Below are 26668 nucleotides of genomic sequence, written 5' to 3'. Positions count from 1 at the left end.
GTACGGGTGAATTTACATATTTAGTGGCATTTACAGCACGTTTCAGGTAAATGAAGTACATATATAAAACCCAAAACCTTGTAGAGACGTAGCACTGCTACGTCTCTACGTGTATTTGATTAGATCGCAATCTGCTGTATCCAGGTATAATATCAAGTTCGGGTGATTACTTATAATAAAACTTATCAATGTAGGTTGGGTTGAACGGCAGTAAAACCCAACATAAACAAGGATCAGCGTGTTGGGTTTCGTTCCTCAACCCAACCTACAGATATCATAAGTATTTAACCGAACCTGATATGAATCCACAAATAAATTGATTTTGAATTCTGGCTTTTAAATTCTTCATCTACCGCGATCGCGTTCTAAATCATCAATTACTCTTTGCAAATACCACTCATCTGACATTCCAGGATGATAATCCTGCTTCTGCTGAATCAATCTTTCGGCAATTTCCCAATATCCCCCAACCATTCCCAAAAGTCGTTGATGTAGCATGTTATACTTTTGCCTTTTTGACTGGGGACTAAATTTTTGGATTTTTTCTAGGCTACTTAAGACTTGTTGATAATTTCCCCAGTCTTCTTGTTCACAAAAGATACTCGCCGCCCGTTGATAATCTTCCACGGCATTTTGCATTTCTTCTAAACAAGTATAGGCAATGCCGCGATTGTAGTAAGCTTGAGCATCATCAGGATTTATTTGCAATGCTTGGGTGTAATCTTGAATTGCACCGAGATAGTTGCCCGTTGTCCGATAGGCATTACCTCTGGCAATATACACTAGAGGATCTTGTGGTTGGATCTGGAGTGCTTGGTTAAGATCCGCGATCGCACCTTGATGATCTCCTAATATAGAACGGGCTTTACCTCGGTTGCGATAGACAATGGCATCTTGAAAATTTAGTCGCAATGCTTGATTAAAATCTGCGATCGCTTCTCGATAATTTCCCATCTTACAACGCACAACCCCACGACAGCAGTAAGCTTGGGCATCTTGTGAATCGGCTTTCAATACCCAGTTTAAATCTGCCAATGCTTCTTGGGTATCTCCCTTTTCAGCCTTTTCTAATAATTGCGTAAAATAATCTTTGGTGGATAAAACTGGCGCATTGGTGGAACGTGATTGCTGTACTACAGGTAATTCTTGGGGTTGTAGCTGTTTAATTCGTTCCAGACACAGACGACAATTCTCTTTATCCTGTTGTTCTAGATATAATTGTGCAGCCTTTTTAAAATTAGCGATCGCATCTTGAATATAACCCTGTTTGCGCCGCACCATTCCCCGCAGATTATAAGCCGCAGCATAATTAAGATTGAGACGAATCGCGCGTTCAACATCTTCTAGCGCCCCCGATAAATTTTTCAGCGCCACCCTAGCCAATGCACGACAATAATACGCCTCTACACTCTCAGGATTAAGTTTCAGAGCTTCGGTATAATCTGAAACAGCTTTAAGGATTGCTCCTGAGTCATAATATGCCAAACCCCGTTGCAAATAAGCTTCGGTAAAGTAAGGTGTTAGTTGTAAAGCATGGTTAAATTCCTCAATTGCCCCGGCGTAGTCTTTTCGCCTAGACTTTTCTAATCCTCTATTGTAGAATTCGTCATTCATAGCATTTGTTTGGTTGATTCAGTTAGTTGAATTTCAGCAAGCTTGCTTCGTAGCCTAACCTATCCACTCACTCTTAATATTTTAAGTATTCAGCATGGCTTTGCTTGATTTCGGATTTGCAATGAATTAAAACGAACACATCCCGGAAATTTTCTCAGGGGGATTTACCCAATTAAAGATTGTACACCTCCTGATTGCAGATTTATTAACTGATATGGCAACTCTAGCAATCCTAAATTATTCGTGAAAAGTTAGATCCCCGACTTCTTTAAGAAGTCGGGGATCTGGACACTGAGAATTTTCACAAATCAGATAGGATTGCTATAGATAAATCACTATCAGCCTGACTATTTCCAATTCTCAATAAAAAACTGGGGAAATGACTACATTCAACTCCCCAGATTTCAGAGATTAAAATTAAAAGGATAGATCCCCGACTTCTTTGAGAAGTCGGGGATCTGGACACCACAGAATTATTCTGAAAGTAAGCTAGGAGAAGTTAGTACAAAAACATCCCAACTTCCTTGACCATCAGTTTGTGGTTTTATCGGATTGGCGAAGTGGAAAAATTCATGATCATTGACCAATAAAAGTTCCCCCGGATTTAGAACTTTGCTAAACACAGGTTTTTCTTTTTTTGCAGTATAGAGATGTGTTTCTCCACCTTGAATATTATCTCTATCTACTGAAAATAAGCCAATAAAATCAGTACCGTCTTGATGGATACCTTCAGGTGCTGGATTACTAAAGTTGTCCGGCGAACAACTAATTCTAATTTGATGAACTCCGATTTCAGCTTCAGGATGAAGTTTACAAGAATCACTAAATGCTAAAACAAGATTTCTAAAAATATCAAGTTCTATGAGTGCATCATCTAATTCTGCAAACTCTCTTTTTATGTCACCCATTAATGGATTATAATCTTTACTTTGAAAGAAGTAGCCATGAGGTAATTTGCTTAACTCATTTCCAGAAACTATGAACCGAGATAATCTTCTGGAACGATAGTTGCCTTTGATATAAGGGTCAACAGGCATATTACTAAAAAATGGCTTGAAACCTTCTAGATTGATGGAATTTACTTTTCTTAAAGTAAACAGAAAAGCATATTCTAATTCCGTCGCTGTCCACACTTTTTGCATAGGATTTACCTCCTTGCACGTTGGAAGTCTCCCAGATTTTTTATGGAAGGCTTATAACACTGAGTATATGCTACTTTTTATTACTATGTTGTCAATTTGACTACAAAAATTGACAATCTATGATATGTGAAGTTGCTTGATTTTTGTCATACTGGGGAGTCACTGCTGAAAAGATTTGCTGTTGAAAGTTAGGTGGGTAAGGAATCGACGTATATTTACTAGCAGCAACAAGGTTTTATAATGATGGATTGGCTTTACCGTTACCCACCTTTGTATCCGGGGATTTTACTCAAGCGTTACAAGCGGTTTTTTGCTGACGTTCAACTTACTTCTGGCGAAATAGTGACAGCACATTGTCCCAACACAGGGCCAATGACTGGAGTATCAACTGTCCAAAGTGCTGTACAGCTTTCCAAAAGTGATAATCTTAACCGCAAATTGGCTTACACTTTAGAACTAATTCAAGTACATGATAATGAGCCGACTTGGGTAGGCATAAATACTTTTTTGCCCAATCGGGTGGTAAAGTTAGCTTTGGCGCAACATCTTTTTCCAGAATTGGGCGACTATAGCCTAATCAAGGGTGAAGTGGTTTATGGGCTAGATAAAAAAAGTCGAGTGGATTTTTTCTTGACGGGGAGTGATGAGGAACGCCCGATTTATTTAGAAGTGAAAAATACAACTTTATCTGAGGGAAGATTAGCTTTATTTCCCGACACAGAAACTACAAGAGGACAAAAGCACTTGCGAGAATTAATGGCGTTGCTACCTCTAACTCGTGCGGTGATGCTTTACTTTATCAATCGCGGTGATTGTACAGAGTTTTCTCCTGGCGATCGCACAGATCCTGTATATGGTAAATTATTACGCGATGCGATCGCTCTTGGTTTAGAAGTCTTACCTTGTCGTTTTGACATTTCCCCCGAAGGTATCCGTTATTTAGGTTTGGCAAAACTAAAAATTTGATTACACCTAGTTAAATCAATTCGCAATTCGCAATTCGCAATTCGCAATCACGTGTTGTAACGAGGATTTAGACCCCGCGATAACACTTGCTGCTTGATAGAAGCCGGGGACTTAAACCCCTACATTTTGTTAAACAATAAATCCATCTAGACAATATCTAGATGGATTTGTTGGTAGTTGGTGTTTACTAAAAAACATTCAACCAGATTTTAATCAAGAAACGACTATAGGTAGCCGCCACCCCAGAAATAGCATTCGCTATTCTGAAGTTTGTTTATGCAGGAATCAAAACTGTGTCAATTACGTGGATGACACCGTTATCAGCAGCAACATCTGCTGTTGCAACTTTTGCATCGTTGATTTTAACGCCATTAGAAGCGTCAATTTTTACTTCTGAACCTTCAACTGTTTTAGCTGTCTTCAGTTTAGCTACATCAGCAGCCAGTACCTTTCCTGAGACTACATGATAGGTCAAGATTTTCTTCAGCTTAGGAATATCTTTCAGTAATGCATCTACTGTACCTGCTGGAAGCTTGTTAAACGCTTCATCAGTAGGTGCAAACACGGTGAATGGGCCATTGCCATTCAGTGTACCTTCCAGACCAGCCGCTTGGATTGCTGCAACTAGTGTCGTGAAAGAACCATTATTAGTGGCAGTTTCAATTATGTTGGCCATGTGCTTTACCTAGTTCTGTGTAACTTGTTACAAATCTAAACTATTTATTTAATAAAATCTATCTATCGTTGGGTGTATGTAAAATCAAATTTTTTATTGATACCATAAAAGTTTACATATATTTTTATACCAATAGAGAATTATATGTAGTTAATCTGGGTGGATGAGCTACAAGCAGTCTTAGATGCGTAGTTTACCGCCGCAGGCATCGTTGCTTTTCCTACACATCGGTAGGTGCAATAGGTGCGATCGCTTTACTACAGCGTTTTTTAGGTAAATGAAATACACAGGTAGGGGAACAGCATTGCTGTGCCCTTAAGATCGTCTGTACTTCACCAAGTTGCGATCGCATTACTCAATAGAGTCCCTAACCTTTTGAAGAAGAATTCAGAAGTCAGAATTCAGGAGCGGAGCCGGAGACTCCGAAAGCTCCGGTCAGAATCAATCAGTCGGGAATTCAGACCGGCGCAGGATTGAAGACCACCAAATTTTCAATTTAGTGGGGGTTTTAAACCCAATTATTCATCCGTCAGTCATACAGAATTCATTCTGAATTCTGACTCCTGAATTCTGTTCGATAAAAGCAATTAGAGTATTGACAAATACAGTAGCCCTAAATCAGTTATGAGAAAATAATCAGGTTGTGAATGTCACTAAGTATTGGGTGCAAAATGTGAGACGTTCGCTAACTGAATTGAACGAAGCATATCGAAAACTTCGTGAAATCAAAAGCGCATTTACACACAAACTTATAAGGGAATTAAAATGACTTACGATTCAGAAGATGTGCAAAAAATCCTCGAAATAGCGCTTGCTCGTAAACAAAAAGGAGAGTTTTCACGAGAACAGCTGATAGAAATGGCATCTGAGTTAGGCATTTCTTCTGAAATTTTGGAAAAAACTGAAAAAAAGTGGTTAGTTCAACAAGAAGAGGAACGATTGCGGCACAGATTTAATACTTTCCGACGCAGAGCCTTTTGGGGGCATTTTGTTTCCTTTTTAGCAGTGAATTTATTCCTCATTCTCTTAAATTTAATCACTAGTCCTAGTTATTTTTGGGCTATTTTCCCAATATTAGGGTGGGGGTTAGGATTATTTTTTCATTGGTGGAGCGTTTTTCAGAGTAAATCAGAGGATTACGAAATAGCGTTTCAAAAATGGCGTTCACAAATTTAACTAAAAGTCAAGTTAGATTGCAATAATTTTTTGTGGCGATCGCTTCACTAGTAACTGTGGCAGAATTTTACTTACCTTCAACAAGGGGATTTTGCCCCTTTTTTTAGTTAATTGAGACTAATCTGCATAGCTTATGTGGGGTCATTGGGGCTGTTCCAAACATCTCTGCCCAGAAATGTAGGATATTCAGCCAGTGCTGTTGTCCAAATTTGCGCGTCCTTCTTGGATAAAATTTTCCGTTAAATTCGGGGCATCGTGAAACTTGGGTAGTTCTACAATCACGCCCTGTAATCTCTGTGTTTACTAATTTGCCAAAATAGAGATGTAGGCTAGAAGAACTAGGCTTTTAGCATAGCTTCATTGCCTACACTCAGGAGCAAGGGTGGGCTGGTTTGAAATAAGTAAGAGGAAGGGAAAATGGACAATAGCAACTGGTTGCAACAGCTAATGATGGTCGGTCTTGGCACAACGTCTTTAGTAGCGGAAAAACTGCGCCAAGTCGGTGATGACTTAGTTAAAGACGGTAAGCTCAATCCTGAGCAAGCCAAGGCAGTTATAGACGATTTAGCCCAGCAGTTAAAGTCAGAGCAGGGAAACTTTGATGTCCAAATGCAACGACAAATGCGAAATATGATGCAAGATTTGGGGGTGGCTCGACAATCGGAAGTGGATGAACTACGGGGGAGAATTGACCGTTTAGAGCGTCAATTGCGCGATTTGGAAAATAAGCTTTGGCGTTAAGATGTCATTTGTGATTTAAACTAATTGTGTCCTATTGGTAATGTTTTTGCCAGGATACCTAAGTAAGGAGAACTGATTTTGAAACCAATTTTCCTCAGCGTGGCGTTCATGCTGGTGTGTGTTGTGCTGTTGATTGTGGGGCAAGTAGGTAGTAAACAGAATACTGCCATTGCTGCCGAGTTAACCCAAACGCCGCTAGCGCCCACAACTTTAAGTGAAAATAATACTCTAATTGCGAGCAATACTATGTCTGATGACAAAACCGTAACCACCCCTTCTGGGTTAAAGTATGTCGAGTTAAAAGAGGGAACTGGGGCGACTCCTCAACCTGGACAAACGGTTGAAGTTCACTATGTCGGCACTTTAGAAAATGGTACTAAGTTTGATAGTTCACGCGATCGCGGCCAACCCTTCAGCTTTAAAATTGGCGTTGGACAGGTAATCAAAGGTTGGGATGAAGGACTTAGCACGATGAAAGTAGGCGGTCGTCGTCAGTTAATCATCCCCTCTGAGTTAGGCTATGGCGCTCGTGGTGCTGGTGGCGTGATTCCACCTAACGCTACTCTGCTGTTTGATGTGGAATTGCTCGGAGTTAAGTAGTAACTAGGGGATTGGGCATGGGGCAGGGGGGAGAATTAATTAAAATTATCTCTTTCCCCTCGGCTCCTCATTCTCCATTAAATAGCTAAATTTTTAAATTTTGAAACTTTGTAAACTGTGGATTAAATAAAAGTTTTGCAGTACCAGTAGGCCCGTTGCGGTGTTTAGCTATAATTACTTCTGCAATGCCGCGATCGGGAGTATCAGGAGAGTAGTATTCATCACGGTATAACATTATTACTAAATCCGCATCTTGTTCAATGGAATTGTGAACAATAATATTATTTGCAACAAAATTATGCAACCCAGTAACGGTGAGGTCAAACACTTCTTCCTCGCCACTATATTCAATTGAAACTATTTCATCCCAATAAACATCACTGGGGAGATGTCTCGGTAAACATAAATGTTCTTTAGGAGTTAATTCATCAAGTCTTTTCCAGCCATTAATTGTTAAAAACTTGTGATTACCTGTGGCACGGATTTTCCGCCCCAGTCGAGTTGTTAAAGTAAACAGAGGCTTTATACCAGTCGAAAAAGCATTGCTAACAATTGCCTTTTCTAGCTGCATTGTAGCTTCGTTCAATGCCCAAACTGCAAAACCAGATTTACCTACTAATTCCTTAATTGGCACTTGCAGTCCGCTATCTACTAATGTCACCAGACTATCGCCTGCTAAACAACCAGATTCTCTCAAATCTGACAACATCGGACGCTTATTAGTACGCGCTTCCACCCCTCGGCTCAACTGAGATAAAGCAATAACTGGTACAGATAATTCCCGCGCTAAACCTTTTAGTTGACGGGTAATTTTTGACAATTCTTGAACTCGATTATCACCTGCTCCTTCCATCAATTGCAAGTAATCTATTACAATTAATCCTAATTCAGTTCCAACTTCCGCTTGCAGCCTTCTTGATTGACTACGCATTTGTGTAACTGTAATATTCGGCGTGTCATCAATATAAATTGGCATCTCGGAAAGGATACCAATAGCACGGCTTAAAGGTTCCCATTGTGTTTGACTGAGGCGACCAGTCCGTAGATAACTACTTTCAATTTGCGCTTCACTAGCTAATAAACGTTGCGTCAGTTGCTCTTTGGACATTTCCAAGCTGAAAAAAGCAACTGGTAATTTATAAGAAGCGGCGATATTATGAGCAAGGTTTAAGCAAAATGCTGTATTGTGTACACAGATATCATTAGCAACAAAATTGTGTGTTTCTGGAATTGTTAAGTCATAAACCTGCTTGTTACCTACCGACTCAATCGCAACTATTTCATCCCAATAAACATCACTGGTTGCTAACTGTTGAAGTGGTAAATTATCTAAAGCTGTAGCTAGTATCCAAAGCCTTTCCCGCTTGAGGGCACGTTTACCAACATGCATATTTGTATAACCTTTAATCCCTGCATGTCTAGCTAAATTACTCCAAGTTTCATTACCTTTTGCTAATGCTATTTGTTCCCAAATCTCTACAGGTATCAAGTCACGATTAGTTTGATATCTTTTTTGAGATATTGCTGCTGCAACTTTTTCTATTGCTTCTTCTTTACTGAAAATACCTATTTCGGCGATAAAGGTTTTAATAGATAAGGCATCAGTAATATCTAATTGCCACGCTGGCCTTCGTGTGTTTTTATACTTAACAGACCGTTTTTTGAGAGATGCAATAATCCCAAATCGTAATAAAAGATGTTGAATTTGTCTGGCTAGTTTTTCGCTGACTGTTGCATAGCCTAACTGTGATTGACCGCTAGTAAGCAGTGCAGCCCATCCATCAGTAGCAAAGAGACGATTAAGGAATAAGGCTATTTGCGATCGCTCTAATTTAAAAATGATGTTTGGTATAGTTTTAGAATGAGCATCTTTGCCCCACAAACCTAATTCTTCTAACCAAAGCGTTAGCGAATTCTTCCGAGATTTGCTCATGCAGGCAAATCCATGAGATACAAACTCTTCTGATTCTAATTGTAAAATTTCGCTTAATAGCTCAAAAGTTTCTAAATTTGGTACACAGACTCCTTCCTTCCAAGCGCAAAGTAAAGTAGGGCTGACTCCAACTAATTGGCTTATTTCTTTTCCTGTCAATGACTGAGATTGAATCGCTAGTTTAAAACTTTCGGCAAAAATCTGTCTTTGAATAGCAATAGATTCCAAGTCTCCACGTACACAAAGTGATGGTGTGCGTGTTCCTTGGGAATCTTGCCAGCGAATTTTTAAACCAACAAAATCAGCAACTGCTTGAGAAAATTCTGCTTGCAATAACGGATTACTATTTGTAAATCGTGGAGTGCAGTTAGTTAAGCCGCCATCGCCTATTAAATAAGCTAATAACTTGACTTCGCACTCGCGCATAGAATGTGAGCCAAACACATCTATTTTTCGCGGGATAGCGATTTTATCACCAACTTTCAGATTTTCTAGTTTTTGCCAGCCTTTAATAGTCAAATACGGGTGGGTGATTGTAGTTTCAATAGACCTACCTAAGCGAGTTGTTACCCGAAAAACTGGTTTGATGCCATCATCTACAAATGCACAGGGTTGAGTAAAGGTAAATTTCCAGTCATTATTTAACGTCAATAATGAGCCACTTGTGTTGAGCGGAGTCGAAACATGACGTTGTTTATATAATTCTTCAATTGTGGTAATTGTTCCATCTGCCAAAACTATTTCTGAATCATGGCTAAGGCATTTCCCCATTGATGGCCTACCAGCGACAATAATCAAATCTGAACGCTGAAAACCACTGGTCATCGCATCTAAATCGTAAAATCCACAAGGAATACCAGGTAAGGCGATGCCTTGATTTCGATCCTCAATATCTTGGAAATTATTAATTAGAGTATCGGAAATGTGAACTAAACCCGATTGGGGACGCTCTTGAGTTACGCCGAATACTTTCTGTTCTGCCTGATCTAAAACAGTTGGTAACTCGGTTTCTGTCTCGTAACCAAGATGTACAATTTCATTGCCAGCTTTAATTAACTGCCGCCGCAGGTATTTTTCCATCACCAACCCTGCGAGGGCATCAATGTTCACAGCTGACACTGTGCGGTCTACTAGAGTTGCTAATTTATTTCTACCGCCTATGCGGGTAAGCATCTCATGGTCAGTCAGCCAACTTGTGACTGAAAGCAAATCTGTGGGTTTACCTTGGGTGTGGAGCCTCACAGCTGCCTGATAAATATCTTTATGGGCGCTAATGTAAAAAGCTTCAGGAAGGAGGCGATCGCTAACTCGACTAATCGCTTCTGGATCTAGCAAAATACCCCCCAAAATCGCTTCTTCGGCCTCAATATTTTGTGGGGGGAGGCGATCGCTACCATCGCCTTTAAAATTCAGTTCTTCAGCCATAAACGATTTTAGTTTTGATTTGCTAGAGACGCGATTAATCGCGTCTGTACAAGAGTTAGGAGTTATTATTCACCTTTACTTTCCTTGCTCCCTCATCTCCACGTCCCCCTCCTGAGTTAGCTAGCGACGACTTGAATATCTAGTTGTGCCGCTACATCAGAATGCAGCTTGATTTCGGCTTGGTAAGTACCAAGGTGGTTAATATCGGGGATGGTAATTCCACGCCGATCCACTTCTTGACCGGTGGCTGCCTTAATTGCATCTGCAACATCTTGGCTGGTGATAGTACCGAAAATTGCTTCGTTTTCACCAACTTGCTTGGCAATTGTCAAGCTACCAACTTTTTCAAGAGATTCTTTTTGCTCAAGAGCTTGTTGTCTGAGTTCTAATTGCCGTTGACGCTCTTGCTCACGACGGCGTTCTACTTGCTTGAGAATACCAGGAGTGGCATTAGTTGCCAATTTCTGGGGAATCAGATAATTACGAGCGTAGCCGGGAGCTACTTCCACTAAGTCGCCAGATTTCCCCAGCTTGCTGATATCTTGATTTAAAACTAACTGTACGCGTTTCGCCATCGTTTTTCCTGTAAAATCTGATTAATTTGGGTAAGGCTTGATAGCTCACAATGTCACTGCTGTATTCCAAGCTTCTTAGCCTACACCCTAAAGCTTACAGATCGTAGCGAAAGGAAGGGTGCGATCGCAACTATTCCCGCGAAAAAGTTGAAGGGATTGGGAATGAAGCAGGGGGCAGGGGGCAGGGAGCAGGGAGCAGGGAGAGATAAGGGGACAAGGGGACAAGGGGACAAGGGGACAAAAATAATAACCATCCTCAATTCCCAATTCCCAATCCTTAAAAATTATTTCTCATTTCTCGTATCCGCGCAAAGGTTTGCACTCCATCGCTACTCTTAACAGTTAATTGTAATGATGATTCATCCCAACGTAAAAAGGGATTGGTGCGCTTCTCCACTCCCAGAAACGAGGGGATGGTAGCTTCTCCTCGACTACGGTAAGCTTTTACTTCATCGAAGCGCCTTTGTAAGTCGGTGTTTTCACCATCTACAGTTAGGGCAAATTGCAGATTTTTTAAAGTGTATTCGTGGGCACACCAGATACGTGTATCATCAGGTAGAGAGCGCAGTTTGCTTAAAGAGTCCACCATTTGCGTCGGTGTTCCTTCAAATAAGCGACCGCAACCGCCAGAAAATAAGGTATCGCCACAAAATAGATCCCCTATCTCACCAGCTTTTTCGGGCGGAAAATAGTAAACGATGTGAGCGCGGGTATGTCCGGGAACGAAAATAACTTCAGCTACACGGTCTGCAAACTGGACGCGATCGCCTTGTTGCAAAAACACCTGCTGCCCAGGAATTCTATCACGATCCTCCGCTCCTCCATAAACTATCAGTTGGGGGAATTGTTCGATTAATTGCTTATTACCACCAACATGATCGCTATGATGGTGCGTGTTGAAAATTGCTACCAACTCAGCTTTTAATTCTGCCAGTTTCTTTAATACTGGTTGAGACTCGGCCGGATCGACAACAGCCGCGATATTTTGTTTCTCGTCATGTAATAAGAATATATAGTTGTCTGAGAGTGCTTCCAGACGAATTACCTGCATTACATCTGCCTCTGTTAAGAAAATATATGTTTGTTATTCAGTACTAAGGCTACTTGCACAAACTACATCAAGTATTTATACTTTATTCAGTATAACTTTAATATCTGAATTATTAATTATAGTATGTGTAACTGTATTAATCCAGTAAATACACTTAAAATAGCCAAATAAAATTGTAATTTATCAGTGAATTTTCTCTGGTAATAACCGCAAATGCAAAGTTATATTCATTTTGTAATTTGCTGTTATGAGGATACAAATAAACCGATTCATTTATTGGATATATTTACTTTCATTTACTAGGCTTAACTCGATGTAAATCCTTTTGAATGTTGAAAGTTTTATCCAATATCATTACTTGTGATTTTCGTAGGTTACATACATGTTAGTCATTTCTGCAAAATCTGGTCAACTAGGGAACAGACTATTGTTATTTGCTAATTTTATAGCATTTGCAATGGAAAATAACTTCACAGTTATCAACCCAGCTTTTGAAGAGTATGCTGAGTTTTTTGTTTCAACCTCTCAAGATTTTCTATCTTGCTATCCTCCTCCAAAAGTTTCGATTCCAGGAAATAAGTTTCTACGTAAATATTACTATAACACTAATCGGTGGTTCGCTGAAAGTGGGCGCTTTAACACAATAAATATTAAGCGCGATCAACCCTTTAACTGGAGTAATTCAATTATTAAAAAGGAGTTGAAATCAGACTCTATAAACTTTTTTCAAGGATGGATGTTTCGAGATGGATGGTTTGTAGATGATCTCTCAAATCTCCAAAAACATGGGGAAAAAATTCGTGCTTACTTTCAACCTTTAAAGAAGTATCAGCTTAATGTAACAAAACTCATATCTCAGGTTCGTAGCCATAGTGATGTGATCGTTGGAGTCCATATCCGTCATGGGGATTACCAAAAACATCAAAACGGTAAATATTTTTATTTAGCTGAAGAGTATTTAAAGGTTATGGAATCAGCAAAAACACTATTTTCTAACAAAAAAGTGACATTTTTGATTTGCTCAAATCAGAAGCAAAATGAAGATTGTTTCCAACATTTATCTTATGCTTATGGCAATAATCATATAATTGAGGATATGTATTCTTTAGCTGAATGTGATTATATTATTGGCCCTCCTAGTAGTTATAATATGTGGGCATCATTTTATGGCAAGCGACCTCTCTATATGATTAGAGATGTAAATAAAACGTTAAAGATTGAAGATTTTGTTCACTTTTATCAATGGCAAGGGGTTTTTTACCCTAACGATGACTGGAGTAAAAGTGTCTGGGAATGGACACATTAAATTAGATTGACAGAGCAGAATTAAAAATAATAATTATTTAACTCATCTATGAAAACAAAAAATAGAGGATTTATTACAATCTTAACTGGACTTTACTCTTTTCAAGATTGTATTCATTTTTTAGCGGCAATTAGAAAGTTTCATCAAGAGCCAATAATTATTTTAATTGACCAAGTTCCGGTAGTTTTATATCCACTATTAAAGGCTTTTAAGAATGTAGTTTTAAAGCCAGCACCTGCAAATGAGAATACTGTCTTAGCATCAAGAGAAGCAAAGCTAGCTCTATATGCAGCCTCTGAGTTTGATAAAACGATTTATCTAGATTCAGATATTTGTTTACTTTCAGATATCAATGATGTCTTTGAATATTTAGATGAGTACGATTTTTTATTAACTGAAGATGTTCAACCTTCTATTGCGAAAGCCACAAACTTATTACGTGGTAAACAAGAAGACCTTTTGCCAAATGTTTTGCCAATTCTGCAATCGGTAGGTTTACCATTACAAGCAGATAGTGTGCAATACAATGGTGGTTTTATGGCTTTTCGGAAAACAGAAGTTACTAAGGTATTTTTTGAAGAATTTAAGCGTTATTTTGAAATTGTCAAAAATAATCAAGATAAATTACTCTTAAAAGATCAAGGTGCTTTTGCTTCTGCGATGGCCTCTGTACGTCCTCATAAGAAAATACTTCCACCCACCTATAATTATCTTAGCAAGTGGCAGGATGCTTATAATATTCAGGATCAAATTAAAGTTCTTCACTGTACCTATCCTTATCGACCTCAATATGCTAAAAATATTAGTCGTTCTTTATATACAAGGGCTTTTGACAGATGCGCTAAAGTATTTTTGCCAAATCAAGTTACAAATCCTTGGCGCACTAAATAAAAATAGTGAAGTTTTTTAAAATATCGCTGTTGGTTTCAGATTTATCAAGTACAGCTATTTTGTGTGCATACTTGATATAGCGGTTCCCATTCAAATGCGGTAAAAAATTATATTGCAAGGTGTAGGGGCACGGCAGTGCCGTGACCTTACGGATGTACCTCACGTAACCGAGAACCGCTATAGCAACTTTAATAAGGTTAAGTTGTTTTTGATTTCTCTGATTTATTTAAGGTAATATACCTGGATTGTAGCAAAATTAACCAACTTCTCAGTAATAAAGTAATTTTAAGTTAACTTTTTAGTAAAATTACTGAGACATTATTAGTAAACCTTATGAATAAGCAAAGCGTTGTGAATTTAAGACAAAGCAAAAATAAATTAAAAGTTTCAATACTTGTCAGCGACCTATCAAAAGCTGGGGCCGGAAGATGGGGAGGTGGAGGTGTTCGTTCATTTCTAATAGCTCAAGCCCTACAAAAGCTTGAGTATGAAGTAGAAATTTTAGGATTTGTTTTCGGCGATGAGCCAGCAGTAATTCCTCAATCTGAAATTCCAGTTAGTCAAGTTGTTGGCTATAAATATCCGCAATTTTTGATATCGGCATCTCAACTTCTCAAGAAAATTGATGGTGATATTATTTATGCTATGAGACCCAAGCCTACCACCTTTGGTCTATCTATGTTGAAACAGTTAAGAAATCATCGACCAATACTTTTAGATATAGATGACTGGGAACTGAGTTGGCATGGTGGCGAAAAATGGCAATATCATCCCACGCCAAAGCAATTTATAAGGGATGTTTTCAAACCAGATGGCGCTTTGAGATATCCAGATCATCCACTTTATCTCAAATGGGTTGAAAGCTTGGCACGTAATGCTAATGCCATTACGATTCACACTCAATTTTTGAAAGAGCGATTTGGCGGTGTTTATTTACCAAATGGGAAAGACACTAATTTATTCAATCCGGCTCATCATAATCCTGAAGACAGTAGAGCGCGTTATGGGCTTTCTGAATATCGTATTTTAATGTTTCCTGGTGCGCCAAGACCCTACAAAGGTGTAGAAGATGTTCTCATAGCGCTCGATAAAATCAATCAACCAGACTTAAGACTAGTGATTGTAGGTGGTAGTCCTTATGATGATTACGATCAGCAACTTCAGCAAAAGTGGGGACGTTGGATTATCAAATTACCTAAGTATCCAGCCGATTTTATGCCTGATTTGGTGGCAGCGGCTCACATTATAGTTGTTCCGCAACGAGATACCGCAGAAACCCGCGCTCAATTCCCTCTGAAGTTGACAGATGGAATGGCAATGGCTAAACCTGTATTATCAACGCGCGTTGGAGATATTCCCAAAATTTTAGGTGATACTGGTTATTTAGTCGAGCCTGCTTCTCCTGAACAAATTGCTGAACAAATTCAATTGATATTTCAGAATTTAGAGTCAGCAAACCAGCGAGGTATCAAAGCAAGAGAAAGATGTGTGGAATACTATAGCATCGAGGCTATGGCTTCTACACTCAAGTCAGTAATTGCTCAGTTGTAAATAATATTAATAAGTTAAATTGCCATAAAAATACCCAATGTCTACTAGAAAACTACTATTAAGATTCGCTAAACCCTATCCAGGTTTGATTATCCTAACAATATTGTTAGGATTTTCTGGAGCTTTATTTAATGGGATCAGCACAGCTTTGATTGTGCCAGTAGTTTTAAAAATTGTGGGACAAGAAGTAGATTTAAGTACCGCTCCTCCCATCCTTAAAGGGATGCTATCTCCCTTTGATAATACTCCAGAAGCTTATCGTGTAAGTGTCATGGCCGGAGCAATTATCTTCACAATTTTTTTAAAGAATTTAGCTACTTATACCAGCGCTTTAGCATCGAGTTCTTTAACCCGAAAGCTGACATCAGATATGCGCGAAGCTGGGTTAAGGCTATTACTAGAAATTGATATAGATTATTATGCCAAAACAAAGGTTGGTGATTTAATCAACCGTCTTGGTGGAGAAATTGGCCGGGCTGCAAGTGCTATAGGTAGTACGGTTAAAATAGTTATCCTGGGAATTACAATTTTAGTTTTTGTCGGTTTATTGCTGTCAATCTCTTGGCAGTTGACAATTGCTGCTACACTTTTGCTGTCGTTGGTGACGTTAATAAATCAGTATGCTATTTCTCGGTCTAGAAATTTTGGGAAACAGTTGAGTGAGATGTCTAGAGCATATTCAATCTCTGTACTGGAGACTTTGAATGGAATTAGACTAGTAAAATCAACGGGAAATGAAGAAAAAGAATATCAAAGGATTAAAAAATTAATTCGCGATCGCGAGTTAGCAGATTTCCAATCTCAGGTTAATTCAGAAGCAATCACACCTCTAGGTGAGGTGATGGGTATTACAGCTTTACTACTGATTGTACTTTTGAGCAAAACTTTCTTTGCTGACCAAGTTTCTTCTCTTTCTACAGTACTGCTGACGTATTTATTAGTGCTGCTGCGATTGCTGCCATTAATTTCTCAGTTAAATACTATTCGCAGCAACTTTGCCAGTACTGCTGCAAGTGTAGATATGACGAATGAGTTCTTAAGCCTGCACGACAAACCTTTCATGCCCAAGGGTAAGCTTCCCTATACGAAATTACAAGAGGGAGTATCTTTTAATTCTCTTTGCTTTGCCTACCCTGGCAATGAAAAGTTGGTACTCAAAGATGTGAATTTATATTTACCGCGTGGTACAACCTTAGCGTTGGTAGGCGGTTCTGGTGCTGGTAAATCTACTTTAGCAGACCTTTTACCCCGATTCTACGACCCGATCGCAGGCAGTATTACCATTGACGGCACTGATTTGCGGGAGTTCGATCTTATATCCTTACGGAAGCGAATGGGGATTGTTAGTCAAGATACTTTTCTTTTTAATGACTCAGTGCAGAATAACATCGCTTATGGGCGAGCAGAGGCTACTGAAGATGAAATTATTACAGCGGCCAAGCGGGCAAATGCTTATGAGTTTATTAGCAAATTGCCTCAAGGATTTGATACCTTAATTGGCGATCGCGGCGTAATGCTATCTGGTGGACAAAGGCAAAGATTAGCGATCGCCCGCGCCCTGCTGCAAAATCCCGAAATTCTGATTTTAGATGAAGCCACCAGTGCTTTAGATACCGTTTCCGAAAGGTTAGTACAATCTGCACTCGATGATCTGAGCCGCGATCGCACCACCCTAGTAATTGCTCACCGCCTTTCAACAGTCCAAAAAGCCAATCAAATAGCTGTGCTAGAGCAAGGACAGGTGGTAGAAGTGGGAACCCATGAAGAACTTTTAGAAAAGGGTGGTTATTACTCACGCCTGTATTCAATGCAATTTAGCGATCGGCCTAATAAAAATTTGATTCAGACAAAAATTATTAAGGCAATGCGGTTAAACTCAAAGAAATTTGTTGATCGCCCTGAAGCTGCTCCTAAACACAATCAAAGCTTACTCCGCGTCTCTCACGAAATTCGAACGCAGTTGAACTCCATGATTGGGTTACTGCGCCTATTACTCGATGATCTGGTAGACGATTCCCAAGAACGACACAAATTAATTGAAGACTCTTACAAATCAGCTTGGAGAATTCTAAACACCATTGATATTTTTGAGGATGTGATTAACTTACAAATAAAAGGGCAGATTCTCTCTATCTCTGACCAAAATCAAAATATCATAAGCGACTATTATCAAAACTTTAATCATCTCTCCGTTGAATTTAGAAATTCTCTTAATCTCATCCTTAGCTCTCTGCGCTCTTTAACAGATAATTTGATAGACGTTTCCCAAGAGCCAAATGAATTAATTAATGAAAGTTATGAATCTGCTATATGTCTGATGAATTATTTAGAAAAATTCGAAAATAGTATTAATGTCTAACAACTATGAAAAATCATACTTTAAAAAAACACTACATTTTTTTTATTAATGAAGGATTACCCCAGCCAGAAGCTCACCTAGTGCAATCTACAAATGCAGCTAACGCCGCCGCTAACTTGGGGTATTCAACAGTTTTGGTATACCCTGACAAAGGAGCGAAAGCTAGTAATCCAGTTAATTTAGTGCGTCCTTTTCAACCGAGAAAAACACCAACAGAACTGATTGAATATTACAACCTCCATGACAAATTAAAAGTTGCCCCATTACCCATGCCTTGGCCAATCGATCATTTTTCGAGTAAATTTACTGACTCTAACACCATTGCGAGCAAGTATTATTTACCATTTCACATCCTTCCAACTACTAAACTTGTTCACAGCCGCAACTGGAATTTTGTCAAAGCTGCCATCAAAAATGGTATTCCAGCAATTTATGAACACCACCACCATGAAGACAAGCCATTTGAGGCAGAAATTGTTAAAAACCCGCTTTTCCAGATTGCTGTCACAGTTGTAGACACCATCCGCGAAAGCATGATTAAAAATGGAATGCCGCCAGAAAAGGTAATTAAGCTCCACAATGGTTTTAATAGCTTATTTATGCAGAGACAACCAGAGAAAGCGGCAGAATGGCGTAAAAAACTATTGCGGGATGAAAGCCAACATTTGGTAGTTTATGCGGGAGCGTTACAGCAATTTAAAGGTATTGATGTCCTAATTGATGTGGCTAAGGAAATGCCTAATGTACAATTTGCTTGTGCAGGTGGTAAGCCAGCAGAAGTCGAATATTATCAGCAATTAGTAAAAGAAAAACAGGTTCATAATATTAATTTTTTAGGCTATGTCCTGCATAATGAGTTAGCATCTTTGCTACAAGCAGCCGATGTTTTAGCCCACCCTCATTGTTCAGGAAAAGCGGCAACTTTCACATCTCCCTTAAAGCTATTTGACTACTTTGCCTCTGGGACTCCCATTGTAGCAACAGAAATTCCATCATTAGTTGAATTTCAAGATACTCATTCCATTACTGCTTGGTGTGAACCAGATAACCCGATCAAATTTGCTGAAAACCTGAAGCGGGTTTTAGAAACTCATCCCAGAAAAGTAGAGGGTTATTCAGATAGTATTAATTTTGCCAAGCAGTTTTCTTGGGAAAATCGAGCAGCAAAAATTCTTAGTTATGTTGATGAATCTCTGCTTCCTCAACTTATTGTCTAAGGAAAAATGGTTGAGATTAAATAAAATGACAAATGACAAATGACTAATACCAAAACTGTAGGAATGATTAGCAGCTATCGGGGTTTAGAAACCAGAGCCGATTGGCTTTGGCAACAAACTCCGCATCAATTTGGAAGTTGGGGCAATATACAAATGCAGGCATTAGCAGCAAAACCAGATTTTCTGCTCATGTATCAATTTGATTTTCCCAAAGCAGCACCGCAACAATCTTGGTTAGATAGCTTACGTAAACGGCAGCAAAAGCCAGTAGTCAATATTGATTCTTTACTGCGTGGTGTCAACAAAGAACGAATTATTTATTTATTAAGAGAACCGCCTTTAGATGAAATTGTAGAAATAAATAATCACAATTATCAACAAGCCCAGAAGTATTGTGGCTACATTTCTGGGCCTGATGATTTTGCTCCCACTCCCGACTATATGCCTGCTATTTGGTATCATTCCAATTCATTTCGAGATTTAAATGAATTGCCACCGCCCCAAAAGGTTGCCTCATGTAGTTGGATTACTTCAGGAATTAACCGCACAGCCAACCATCGCCAGCGTTTAAACTTTTTACAGTCCCTACAATCTAATGATATTAAGTTTGATTTATATGGAAGAAACTTACCAGAATCGGCGAAAAAGTCGGGAGAGTTGAGTAACAAGTGGTATGGTATGGCTCCATACTATTACAATTTGGCAATTGAAAATTATGCTGATAATAATTGGTATGTGAGTGAGAAACTTTGGGATAGTTTACTTGCCTGGTGTTTACCAATTTACTATGGTGGCCCGGCTGCTGATAAACTATTGCCACCAGGTAGTTTTTTAAGGTTGCCTAGTTTAGATGAAAAAGGCATTGCTTACATCCGAGAGGTTACAGCTACCCCTGATGCTTGGTATGCTGCCAAAGATGCGATCGCAGAAGCACGTCAAATCATTTTACATAAATTAAATTTGCTTAACTGGTTATCAAACTTTGTTGCTCAACACTCATAAATTATGAATGGGATTTGTACTCTTGGCAATGACTATGTTTTCGATCAACTAATTGCCTTACTAAACAGTATTGATGTGATATTGGGTAAAGAAATTCCGGTTTGTATCTATCCTTTTGATGATCAAACACAACTGATTGCTGATGAAATCGCTAACCGCCCGAATGTATTTCTTTACGATAATCAAGAATCAATCAATCGCTGGGATAAGTTCATGCTAGAGGCTAGTCCTGCTAGTATGAACAAAAATAAATACAGAATTTATGGCGGTCATCGAAGATTTTGTGCCTTTGATGGGCCATTTGATCGGTTTGTTTATTTGGATGCCGATACTCTAGTGATGAATTCACTAGATTCGGTTTTTAAAAAATTAGATGAATCTAACTGTGTGGTCTACGATTTTCAGTTTAAACATCCAGATAAAGTTTATAATACTAATTCAGTTAAATTACTACAAGTTTTTGATCAAGACCGCATCCAGAAAGAAATATTTTGTTCGGGCTTTTACGCTTCTAAAAAAGGTCTATTTGAACAAGATAAATTAGAAACCCTATTATCTTATTTGAGAGCAGGGGAGAAGGAAATCCTTTATCCTACAGGAGATCAACCAGTTCTTAACTATATGTTTATGAGGTCTGGTATTCCAGTTTATAACTTTGTACATCACTTGCCAAATAATCAAGTTACAGGCAATGCTGTTAGTTCTGAGCATTTTGAAGAAAAAGATAAAATTCTTTATGACAAAGGTAATCGACTGACTTATCTTCATTACATTGGTATTCCTCCTAACATGAATCAAGCAGTCTGCGCTGGACAAAATATTGAGTTTCCCTATCGAGATTTATTCCTCTACTATCGTTACCTACACGAACCAGATAAACGCCCAGTATTTCAAAATCCTCCTAATAATTATAATGACGCTCCTTTACCAAACTTACTTACCAGAGCTTTGCGAAAATTGAAGTTAATTAACCAAGGATAATTTATGAGCAGGGGAATTTATATTGTTGCTAATGACCGCGTTATCGATAATGCGATCGCTTTACTCAATAGCATTCGTTACTACGATCCAGAAGTAACTGTTTATCTCATACCATTTAATGAAAATTATCACAAGGTAGCAGAGCAGCTTACTACCTTACACAATGTACAAATTTTTCCAGATTTGGAACTTATTGATAAATTTACCAAACGCATCGGAGAAATTTTTGATAGAGATTTTCTCGCCTTACCCAATAAAATGCGTAAATTGGTGGCGTGGTTTGGCCCTTTAGATGAGTTTATTTATATTGATACAGATATTGTCGTTTTTGAAAAAATCGCTGACAATTTAGATAAACTGTCAGAAGTCGATTTCTTCTGTTGTGATTACCATCATGCCAATGACAAGCTGCGAAATATCTTTTCCCCATTTGTGAAAGAACAGCAAATTTTTTCTGATGCCCAACTTCAAGACGTTTTTAATAGCGGTTTTTGGGCTTCGAGAAAAGGAGTTATTACCGAACAACAAATGGATGAAGCTTTGCAAGAGTGTGCAGCGCATCGAGAATATTTCGATTTTTCTGAAGGAGTTACAGACCAACCAATTTTAAATTATCTTGTTCTTAAACTGATTGCCAAACGTGGAAATCTCGTTAAAATTCCTGGGGGAGGGCCTGGTAGCTGGGCAGGTTCGAAAAATTTTCAACAGCAAGACTACGCCCTATATGACCGAGGACAACGACTAAAATATCTCCACTGGGCTGGTACACGGATGAAAACTGGTAGTCCCTATTGGCAATTGTGGGAACACTACCGCTATCTCCATGAGGGCAAATTTGCCTTTATTTCTAAACTAACTCGCCGTTTATTTCCCTTTGTTGTTGCCCGCACTTAATATTAGGAGTATCCCAATGATTGATGGTATTTACATCCTCGCCAATGATGTTGTTTATGACCAACTAATTGCGTTGCTCAACAGTATAGAGGCTAATGCTGGTAGAACAATTCCTGTTTGTGTAATTCCATATAATGAGCGATTAGACAAGGTAAAGGCAGAGGTTGCAGTTAGAAATAATGTCACTTTATTTGAAGACTCTGCTTCCATCGCTCGCTGGGAAAATTTTGGCACTCGAATCTGGAAAGCTCATCCAAGAGCGTTAAAACTGTGGCAAGAATATGGCTTACCAGAAAATTATCGGGTAGAAAGGCATCGAAAACTCTGCTGTCTGGATGGCCCATTTGACAAGTTTATCTTCTTTGATGGAGATACACTGTTAATGAAACCACTTGATGATGTTTTTCAAAAGTTAGATGAATATGATTGGCTCACAAATGACTTTCAATATAAATCGGATTTGGATTATATTTTCAACTGGACAGAAGATAAGCTAAAAAAAGTTTTTTCACTAGAAAACATTAGTAATCATGTTTTTTGTTCCGGTTGGTTTGCTTCTAAAAAGGGTGTGTTTGACGATGCCATGTTAGCAAACTTACTAGAAAAGTTAGAGGCAGGTGAAGCTGATGCACTAGCGTGGGCAGATTCCGACCAAACAGTTCTGAACTATTTAGTTTTACGAAGTGGAATTTCTTACTATAATTACGCCGCTCATGCTTCAGCGACAGGTAATCACTGGAGTTCTAAATTTGATGTTGTAGATAATATTCTTTACGACCAAGGAAAACCCCTAACTTACATTCACTACATGAGTGTATCTTCTTCAGATTTTACAAGGCTTTGCGCTGGTGAAGATGTCGATATTCCATATCGAGATGTGTTTTTGCATTATAGGTATTTAAAGTCACCGGAACAAAGACCCAAAAGCTTTAAGCGTCAGAGTCCATTAATACGTCTACAAAAGACTACTACAAGTTTTTTAAATCAAAAAGTCAACAATATTAAGCTTAACTATCGTAATTTTAAGCATAGAATTACTAAATAATTAAGCAAAATTTGACTTAAAGTCTTTTCCATTTGTAGATGATCTATTACCAATTATCGGTAATAAAAATTAAAGTCTTTCAAAGTTATAATTCTTAATCGCAGTAAATTATATAAGTACTTAATAATTTTATTGCTTTTAAGCATAATTCTCTCCCCAATGAAGCGTTCGGGGTATTCTAGCTTTGCTTGTTGGTCAAAATATATTGCCATATCCTCCATTTTTGACTCTCCCTTTTTGATTCTGACGAATTCAACTCTATTCTTAAAGAAAGAAATACCCTCCATCGCACTCCATCTAACAGGTAAACCAGCTTTAGCAGCTGCTAAACCTATTGCATTCCCTTCGGAGTCATACAGCCCATTCAACTCAAAATAAGAGGCGATAATTTCCCATTGTCTAAGAAATTCTATTTCCTTTCCAGAGTCTTTTGTGACTGCAAATAAATATTCGTACACAAAGTTAATATCTTCATTTTCTAATTCAAGATTTAACTTTGAAGCAGCCTTTTTAGCCACATTAAATTCTTTTAAAAGTTTGGCATCAGAATTACCCGCTAGAACCTTGGCGTGCTTTTTAGGCATATTTTCACATCCCCTAGCAGCAATTCCTGGTTCTGAAATCCATTGCGGATATTGTGGAACTGGTTCCAAAATTCGCATATCTGCATCAAGAAATATGCATGAATTAAATAGAGATAAACCTTTGGCTATTGCAAATCTTTTATCATGGTAAAACTTAACACTTTGCTGTTTATGCTCAAATGCTAAAACGTTAGGCTGTTGGCTAAAATCGCTAGGACAATCAGTTAGAACAATAAAAGAAGTATTAGGTGAATATTTTTTGATATCTTTTGCTAATAATAATGCAAGATTGCGATAGTTCTTACCACATGCTAAAGTGCAAAAACAAAATTCTTTTTTGTCTTGAGTCATAGCTTTACGCTCCTTCTAATGTGCAAGGTCAAAATGCTAAACGAGGTCGAGCATACTTTGATTTATAGTTACTACGCCTTCGGGTAGACATATTGTTGATGCACTTTTCAGTATTTGTACGTAATTCTAACGCAATTAAATCTTATATTTATTAAATAACAATAAAAAATAAGTATTCACCACTAGTTAACGACCTCATTTTTAGTAAACATCATTGTTGATGGTGAGAATTTACGGTAATTTATTTATATATCGGCGAAGCGTATCTAAGGGACTTGCAGTGAAAAACACATGCCACAGCAGGGTAGCACAGCTGTGCTACCCTGCAAATGTACAAATAATTTGGGATAATTTATTTTTTGGAACTCTGTAAGAAAAAGAATCTAAACATCTAAATCTAAAGATTGCATACCTTCGCGTTCTATAAAGGTCATCATACTTCCTAGTTGAAACCAAACTAGTAAACAAGTAAACAGACTAATTGGTAGACCAACTCCTAAAGCCAAGGTGGAGGGAAAGCCAAATATCTCTAAGCCTGAAGACAGAAATAGGGAAGTACCGCCAGTTATGCCGATAAATGGCACAATTAATTGTTTGAGTGAGGAACGTGGTTTAGTATTTTCTGTTCGTTCACTTGGCCAGTTTTGCACAATTACTTTCAAAGTGCCAGATAATGCTAAACCAGATGTTAATGCCGTCAAAAAGCCAACCAGTAATAGAAAATAAGGTGGTTGCAGAGGAAAATAGTACATTAAAACTCCTAATTTATATTAAAGGTTTTTAGTTTTTAATTGTTGACTGGTTTCCATTAAAAGGCTCAAGGAATGCAGCTTTTGGAAGAATAGCAGCTGCACTTTCTCTAGAGAAATTTGTTAAAATGCCGATCGCTACATTTAATAAACGATCTGGTTTTAAGTCATCTTTAACCAGGTTCCACAGGCGTTGGACATCTTCGGTGTGGAGGCGGTCATCTTCGGTGAGAGCCAGCACCAGCTGTCGCCGTAGAAACTTGCCTTCTTCGGACATCAAAAATTGGAAACCCATCTGGGCTGTGGGCAATACATCAAAGTTGTTATCACTCCGAGCGATCGCAATTAAATTCTCTAAACGCTGCCACTGAAATCTACCATCTTTGAATAACACATTCAATAATCGCCGCCGTAATTCCGGCGATTCCCCTGTCAGCAACCGTCGTGCTATGTAGGGATAACCCACCTCCACAATTTTGAAGTCTGGGTTGAGGCTCAGGGCAATACCTTCTTGAGTCACCAAGGAACGAATAATCAAAGCAAACTTCGCCGGAACTCGGAAAGGATATTCGTACATCAGTTCCGAGAATTCATCAGTAATCGTTTTGAAGTTAAAATGCTTGACATTTTTGCCAATGGCGTTTCCTAGCACCGCTTCTAATGCTGGCACTATCGGGCAAATATTCGTGTCTGGAGTCAGAAATCCTAATTTTACAAAGTCTTCAGCTAAGTCGGTATAGTCTTTATTCACCAAATGCACTAGGGCATCCACTAGTGTTTCTTTACTGTTTTCTTCCAACTGATCCATCATACCGAAGTCGATATAAGCCATCCGACCATCGGGTACTGCAAATAAATTACCCGGATGGGGGTCAGCATGGAAGAAGCCGTGTTCTAGAAGCTGTTGCAATCCTGAAGTAACGCCAATTTGGATAATTGCTTCTGGATCTAAACCTGCTTCGCGGATGCTTTTAGTATCCGTTAGTTTGAAGCCATTAATCCATTCCAGCGTTAAAACGTGAGTGTTGGTATAACGCCAGTAAATTCCTGGAACTTTAACTTGGGGGTCGTTGCGGAAGTTGGTCGCAAATTTTTCGGCGTTGCGACCTTCATTTATATAGTCAATTTCTTCAAATAGCTTCGTGCCAAACTCGTCCACGATTAAAGTGAGGTCGTGACCTAGATTTAGTGGCAACCAAGGAGCTACCCAACTCGCACCCCAGCGCAATAAATAGAGGTCGCGGGTAAGAGTTGGGCGCAAGTTTGGGCGTTGCACCTTCACTGCAACTTCTTCGCCACTGATTAGACGACCACGGTATACTTGACCCAAGCTTGCAGCCGCTACTGGGCTAGGTGAGAGTTCGCTAAAACTTTCATTAATTGGACGACCTAGCTCGGTTTCTATAATTTTGTAAGCGATCGCATTATCGAAAGGTGGTAACTGATCTTGTAACTTGATCAGTTCTTCTAAAAAATCCTTACGGATTAAGTCTGGTCTGGTGGAGAGGGCTTGACCAACTTTAATAAAAGTCGGGCCGAGGCGGGTAAGCAGTTCTCGCAACTGGATAGCTCGTTTACCTTTGTTCTGCTCAACTTTGTCTAGCCATTCGTCCCACTTGAGACTAAATATAAATCCTACAAAAGAGGAGATAATTCTCAGCAGTCGTCCCCACGCTAGCCAGGGACGGTAACTATAATAGCGAGCGATCGCATCTGGATTATAGAGCTTTAGCTGAGTAGCTTGATACTGACCCACGCCTTTATTTGCCTCTTCAACTGAAAAATTTACAATGAATGATTGTTTTTCTCCTCAACCCACAAGTTAGTTGCAAGTAAAGG

23 protein-coding genes are annotated in these 26668 nt (G+C 38.8%); 13 read left to right on the top strand and 10 right to left on the bottom strand.

The features are described 5' to 3' along the window. Positions 1-345: 345 nt before the first annotated feature. Complete coding sequence (locus tag VB732_RS07130) at positions 346-1614, bottom strand: tetratricopeptide repeat protein (RefSeq protein ID WP_323230127.1); 1269 nt, start codon at positions 1612-1614, stop codon at positions 346-348. Positions 1615-2087: 473 nt separating this feature from the next. Continuing rightward, positions 2088-2756 (bottom strand): 2OG-Fe dioxygenase family protein, encoded by a 669-nt coding sequence (locus tag VB732_RS07125; RefSeq protein ID WP_323230126.1) that lies wholly within the window; start codon positions 2754-2756, stop codon positions 2088-2090. A gap of 240 nt (positions 2757-2996) precedes the next feature. On the opposite strand from VB732_RS07125, the gene sfsA reads away from it, so the two are divergent. Continuing rightward, complete coding sequence (gene sfsA, locus VB732_RS07120) at positions 2997-3722, top strand: DNA/RNA nuclease SfsA (RefSeq protein ID WP_323230125.1); 726 nt, start codon at positions 2997-2999, stop codon at positions 3720-3722. A gap of 274 nt (positions 3723-3996) precedes the next feature. Here the strand turns inward: sfsA and VB732_RS07115 are convergent, their stop codons facing one another. After that, positions 3997-4398, bottom strand: a complete 402-nt coding sequence (locus VB732_RS07115; protein WP_323230124.1) for a fasciclin domain-containing protein — start codon at positions 4396-4398, stop codon at positions 3997-3999. 220 nt (positions 4399-4618) lie between these two features. Beyond that, positions 4619-4750: a hypothetical protein gene (locus tag VB732_RS07110; protein ID WP_323230123.1), complete on the bottom strand. Its 132-nt coding sequence runs from the start codon at positions 4748-4750 to the stop codon at positions 4619-4621. Positions 4751-5163: 413 nt separating this feature from the next. Between VB732_RS07110 and VB732_RS07105 the strand changes: the two genes are divergently transcribed. The 3 genes from VB732_RS07105 to VB732_RS07095 all read left to right on the top strand — a co-directional run bounded on the left by VB732_RS07105 (position 5164) and on the right by VB732_RS07095 (position 6915). Further along, a complete protein-coding gene (locus VB732_RS07105; protein ID WP_323230122.1) occupies positions 5164-5574 on the top strand; it encodes a 2TM domain-containing protein in 411 nt (136 codons plus the stop codon). Positions 5575-5991: 417 nt separating this feature from the next. Continuing rightward, a complete protein-coding gene (locus VB732_RS07100; protein ID WP_094331204.1) occupies positions 5992-6315 on the top strand; it encodes a phasin family protein in 324 nt (107 codons plus the stop codon). A gap of 78 nt (positions 6316-6393) precedes the next feature. After that, entirely contained in the window at positions 6394-6915 is a 522-nt protein-coding gene (locus VB732_RS07095) for an FKBP-type peptidyl-prolyl cis-trans isomerase (protein WP_323230121.1), read from the top strand. A gap of 85 nt (positions 6916-7000) precedes the next feature. On the opposite strand, the gene dnaB is transcribed toward VB732_RS07095, so the two are convergent. The 3 genes from dnaB to gloB form a co-directional block, all read right to left on the bottom strand. Then, positions 7001-10273, bottom strand: a complete 3273-nt coding sequence (gene dnaB, locus VB732_RS07090) for a replicative DNA helicase (protein ID WP_323230120.1) — start codon at positions 10271-10273, stop codon at positions 7001-7003. Positions 10274-10389: 116 nt separating this feature from the next. Then, entirely contained in the window at positions 10390-10848 is a 459-nt protein-coding gene (rplI, locus tag VB732_RS07085; RefSeq protein WP_323230119.1) for a 50S ribosomal protein L9, read from the bottom strand. A 277-nt stretch (positions 10849-11125) separates the two neighbouring features. Continuing rightward, positions 11126-11899, bottom strand: a complete 774-nt coding sequence (gene gloB, locus VB732_RS07080; protein ID WP_323230118.1) for a hydroxyacylglutathione hydrolase — start codon at positions 11897-11899, stop codon at positions 11126-11128. Positions 11900-12281: 382 nt separating this feature from the next. Between gloB and VB732_RS07075 the strand changes: the two genes are divergently transcribed. The 9 genes from VB732_RS07075 (at position 12282) to VB732_RS07035 (ending at position 23145) form a co-directional block, all read left to right on the top strand. Further along, positions 12282-13205 carry an alpha-1,2-fucosyltransferase gene (locus VB732_RS07075; protein WP_323230117.1) on the top strand — a complete coding sequence of 308 codons (924 nt, stop codon included), beginning with the start codon at positions 12282-12284 and terminating at the stop codon, positions 13203-13205. A gap of 48 nt (positions 13206-13253) precedes the next feature. Further along, the gene (locus VB732_RS07070; protein ID WP_323230116.1) at positions 13254-14096 is read left to right on the top strand and encodes a putative nucleotide-diphospho-sugar transferase; all 843 of its coding nucleotides are present in this window, start codon (positions 13254-13256) and stop codon (positions 14094-14096) included. A 333-nt stretch (positions 14097-14429) separates the two neighbouring features. Continuing rightward, the gene (locus tag VB732_RS07065; RefSeq protein WP_323230115.1) at positions 14430-15647 is read left to right on the top strand and encodes a glycosyltransferase family 4 protein; all 1218 of its coding nucleotides are present in this window, start codon (positions 14430-14432) and stop codon (positions 15645-15647) included. 37 nt (positions 15648-15684) lie between these two features. Beyond that, positions 15685-18006: an ABC transporter ATP-binding protein gene (locus VB732_RS07060; RefSeq protein WP_323230114.1), complete on the top strand. Its 2322-nt coding sequence runs from the start codon at positions 15685-15687 to the stop codon at positions 18004-18006. Between the two features lie 5 nt (positions 18007-18011). Then, positions 18012-19223 (top strand): glycosyltransferase, encoded by a 1212-nt coding sequence (locus VB732_RS07055; protein WP_323230113.1) that lies wholly within the window; start codon positions 18012-18014, stop codon positions 19221-19223. A gap of 39 nt (positions 19224-19262) precedes the next feature. After that, positions 19263-20225, top strand: coding sequence for a glycosyltransferase family 10 domain-containing protein (locus VB732_RS07050; protein ID WP_323230112.1), 963 nt, complete (start codon positions 19263-19265; stop codon positions 20223-20225). Between the two features lie 3 nt (positions 20226-20228). Continuing rightward, the gene (locus VB732_RS07045) at positions 20229-21206 is read left to right on the top strand and encodes an Npun_R2821/Npun_R2822 family protein (RefSeq protein ID WP_323230111.1); all 978 of its coding nucleotides are present in this window, start codon (positions 20229-20231) and stop codon (positions 21204-21206) included. A gap of 3 nt (positions 21207-21209) precedes the next feature. Continuing rightward, positions 21210-22100 carry an Npun_R2821/Npun_R2822 family protein gene (locus VB732_RS07040; protein ID WP_323230110.1) on the top strand — a complete coding sequence of 297 codons (891 nt, stop codon included), beginning with the start codon at positions 21210-21212 and terminating at the stop codon, positions 22098-22100. 16 nt (positions 22101-22116) lie between these two features. Next, positions 22117-23145, top strand: a complete 1029-nt coding sequence (locus VB732_RS07035; protein WP_323230109.1) for an Npun_R2821/Npun_R2822 family protein — start codon at positions 22117-22119, stop codon at positions 23143-23145. A gap of 53 nt (positions 23146-23198) precedes the next feature. Here the strand turns inward: VB732_RS07035 and VB732_RS07030 are convergent, their stop codons facing one another. The 3 genes from VB732_RS07030 to VB732_RS07020 form a co-directional block, all read right to left on the bottom strand. Then, positions 23199-24080: a hypothetical protein gene (locus VB732_RS07030; RefSeq protein ID WP_323230108.1), complete on the bottom strand. Its 882-nt coding sequence runs from the start codon at positions 24078-24080 to the stop codon at positions 23199-23201. A gap of 383 nt (positions 24081-24463) precedes the next feature. Beyond that, positions 24464-24832, bottom strand: a complete 369-nt coding sequence (locus tag VB732_RS07025; RefSeq protein ID WP_323230107.1) for a hypothetical protein — start codon at positions 24830-24832, stop codon at positions 24464-24466. A gap of 28 nt (positions 24833-24860) precedes the next feature. After that, positions 24861-26585: an AarF/ABC1/UbiB kinase family protein gene (locus tag VB732_RS07020; protein WP_323230106.1), complete on the bottom strand. Its 1725-nt coding sequence runs from the start codon at positions 26583-26585 to the stop codon at positions 24861-24863. Positions 26586-26668 lie beyond the last annotated feature (83 nt).

Source organism: Nostoc sp. UHCC 0252 (assembly GCF_034931145.1).
Taxonomy (GTDB): Bacteria; Cyanobacteriota; Cyanobacteriia; order Cyanobacteriales; family Nostocaceae; genus Nostoc.
Note: the sequence above shows the minus strand (reverse complement) of the source record. Positions and strands in the feature narration are given on the sequence as shown.

Coding starts and splice junctions, on each gene's coding strand:
- VB732_RS07030 (WP_323230108.1), bottom strand. CDS start 24,080: ATGACTCAAGACAAAAAAGAATTTTGTTTTTGCACTTTAGCATGTGGT.
- VB732_RS07055 (WP_323230113.1), top strand. CDS start 18,012: ATGAAAAATCATACTTTAAAAAAACACTACATTTTTTTTATTAATGAA.
- rplI (WP_323230119.1), bottom strand. CDS start 10,848: ATGGCGAAACGCGTACAGTTAGTTTTAAATCAAGATATCAGCAAGCTG.
- VB732_RS07105 (WP_323230122.1), top strand. CDS start 5,164: ATGACTTACGATTCAGAAGATGTGCAAAAAATCCTCGAAATAGCGCTT.
- VB732_RS07040 (WP_323230110.1), top strand. CDS start 21,210: ATGAGCAGGGGAATTTATATTGTTGCTAATGACCGCGTTATCGATAAT.
- dnaB (WP_323230120.1), bottom strand. CDS start 10,273: ATGGCTGAAGAACTGAATTTTAAAGGCGATGGTAGCGATCGCCTCCCC.
- VB732_RS07070 (WP_323230116.1), top strand. CDS start 13,254: ATGAAAACAAAAAATAGAGGATTTATTACAATCTTAACTGGACTTTAC.
- gloB (WP_323230118.1), bottom strand. CDS start 11,899: ATGCAGGTAATTCGTCTGGAAGCACTCTCAGACAACTATATATTCTTA.
- VB732_RS07050 (WP_323230112.1), top strand. CDS start 19,263: ATGACTAATACCAAAACTGTAGGAATGATTAGCAGCTATCGGGGTTTA.
- VB732_RS07110 (WP_323230123.1), bottom strand. CDS start 4,750: ATGCGATCGCAACTTGGTGAAGTACAGACGATCTTAAGGGCACAGCAA.
- VB732_RS07060 (WP_323230114.1), top strand. CDS start 15,685: ATGTCTACTAGAAAACTACTATTAAGATTCGCTAAACCCTATCCAGGT.
- VB732_RS07115 (WP_323230124.1), bottom strand. CDS start 4,398: ATGGCCAACATAATTGAAACTGCCACTAATAATGGTTCTTTCACGACA.
- VB732_RS07130 (WP_323230127.1), bottom strand. CDS start 1,614: ATGAATGACGAATTCTACAATAGAGGATTAGAAAAGTCTAGGCGAAAA.
- VB732_RS07125 (WP_323230126.1), bottom strand. CDS start 2,756: ATGCAAAAAGTGTGGACAGCGACGGAATTAGAATATGCTTTTCTGTTT.
- VB732_RS07045 (WP_323230111.1), top strand. CDS start 20,229: ATGAATGGGATTTGTACTCTTGGCAATGACTATGTTTTCGATCAACTA.
- VB732_RS07100 (WP_094331204.1), top strand. CDS start 5,992: ATGGACAATAGCAACTGGTTGCAACAGCTAATGATGGTCGGTCTTGGC.
- VB732_RS07075 (WP_323230117.1), top strand. CDS start 12,282: ATGTTAGTCATTTCTGCAAAATCTGGTCAACTAGGGAACAGACTATTG.
- VB732_RS07025 (WP_323230107.1), bottom strand. CDS start 24,832: ATGTACTATTTTCCTCTGCAACCACCTTATTTTCTATTACTGGTTGGC.
- sfsA (WP_323230125.1), top strand. CDS start 2,997: ATGATGGATTGGCTTTACCGTTACCCACCTTTGTATCCGGGGATTTTA.
- VB732_RS07035 (WP_323230109.1), top strand. CDS start 22,117: ATGATTGATGGTATTTACATCCTCGCCAATGATGTTGTTTATGACCAA.
- VB732_RS07065 (WP_323230115.1), top strand. CDS start 14,430: ATGAATAAGCAAAGCGTTGTGAATTTAAGACAAAGCAAAAATAAATTA.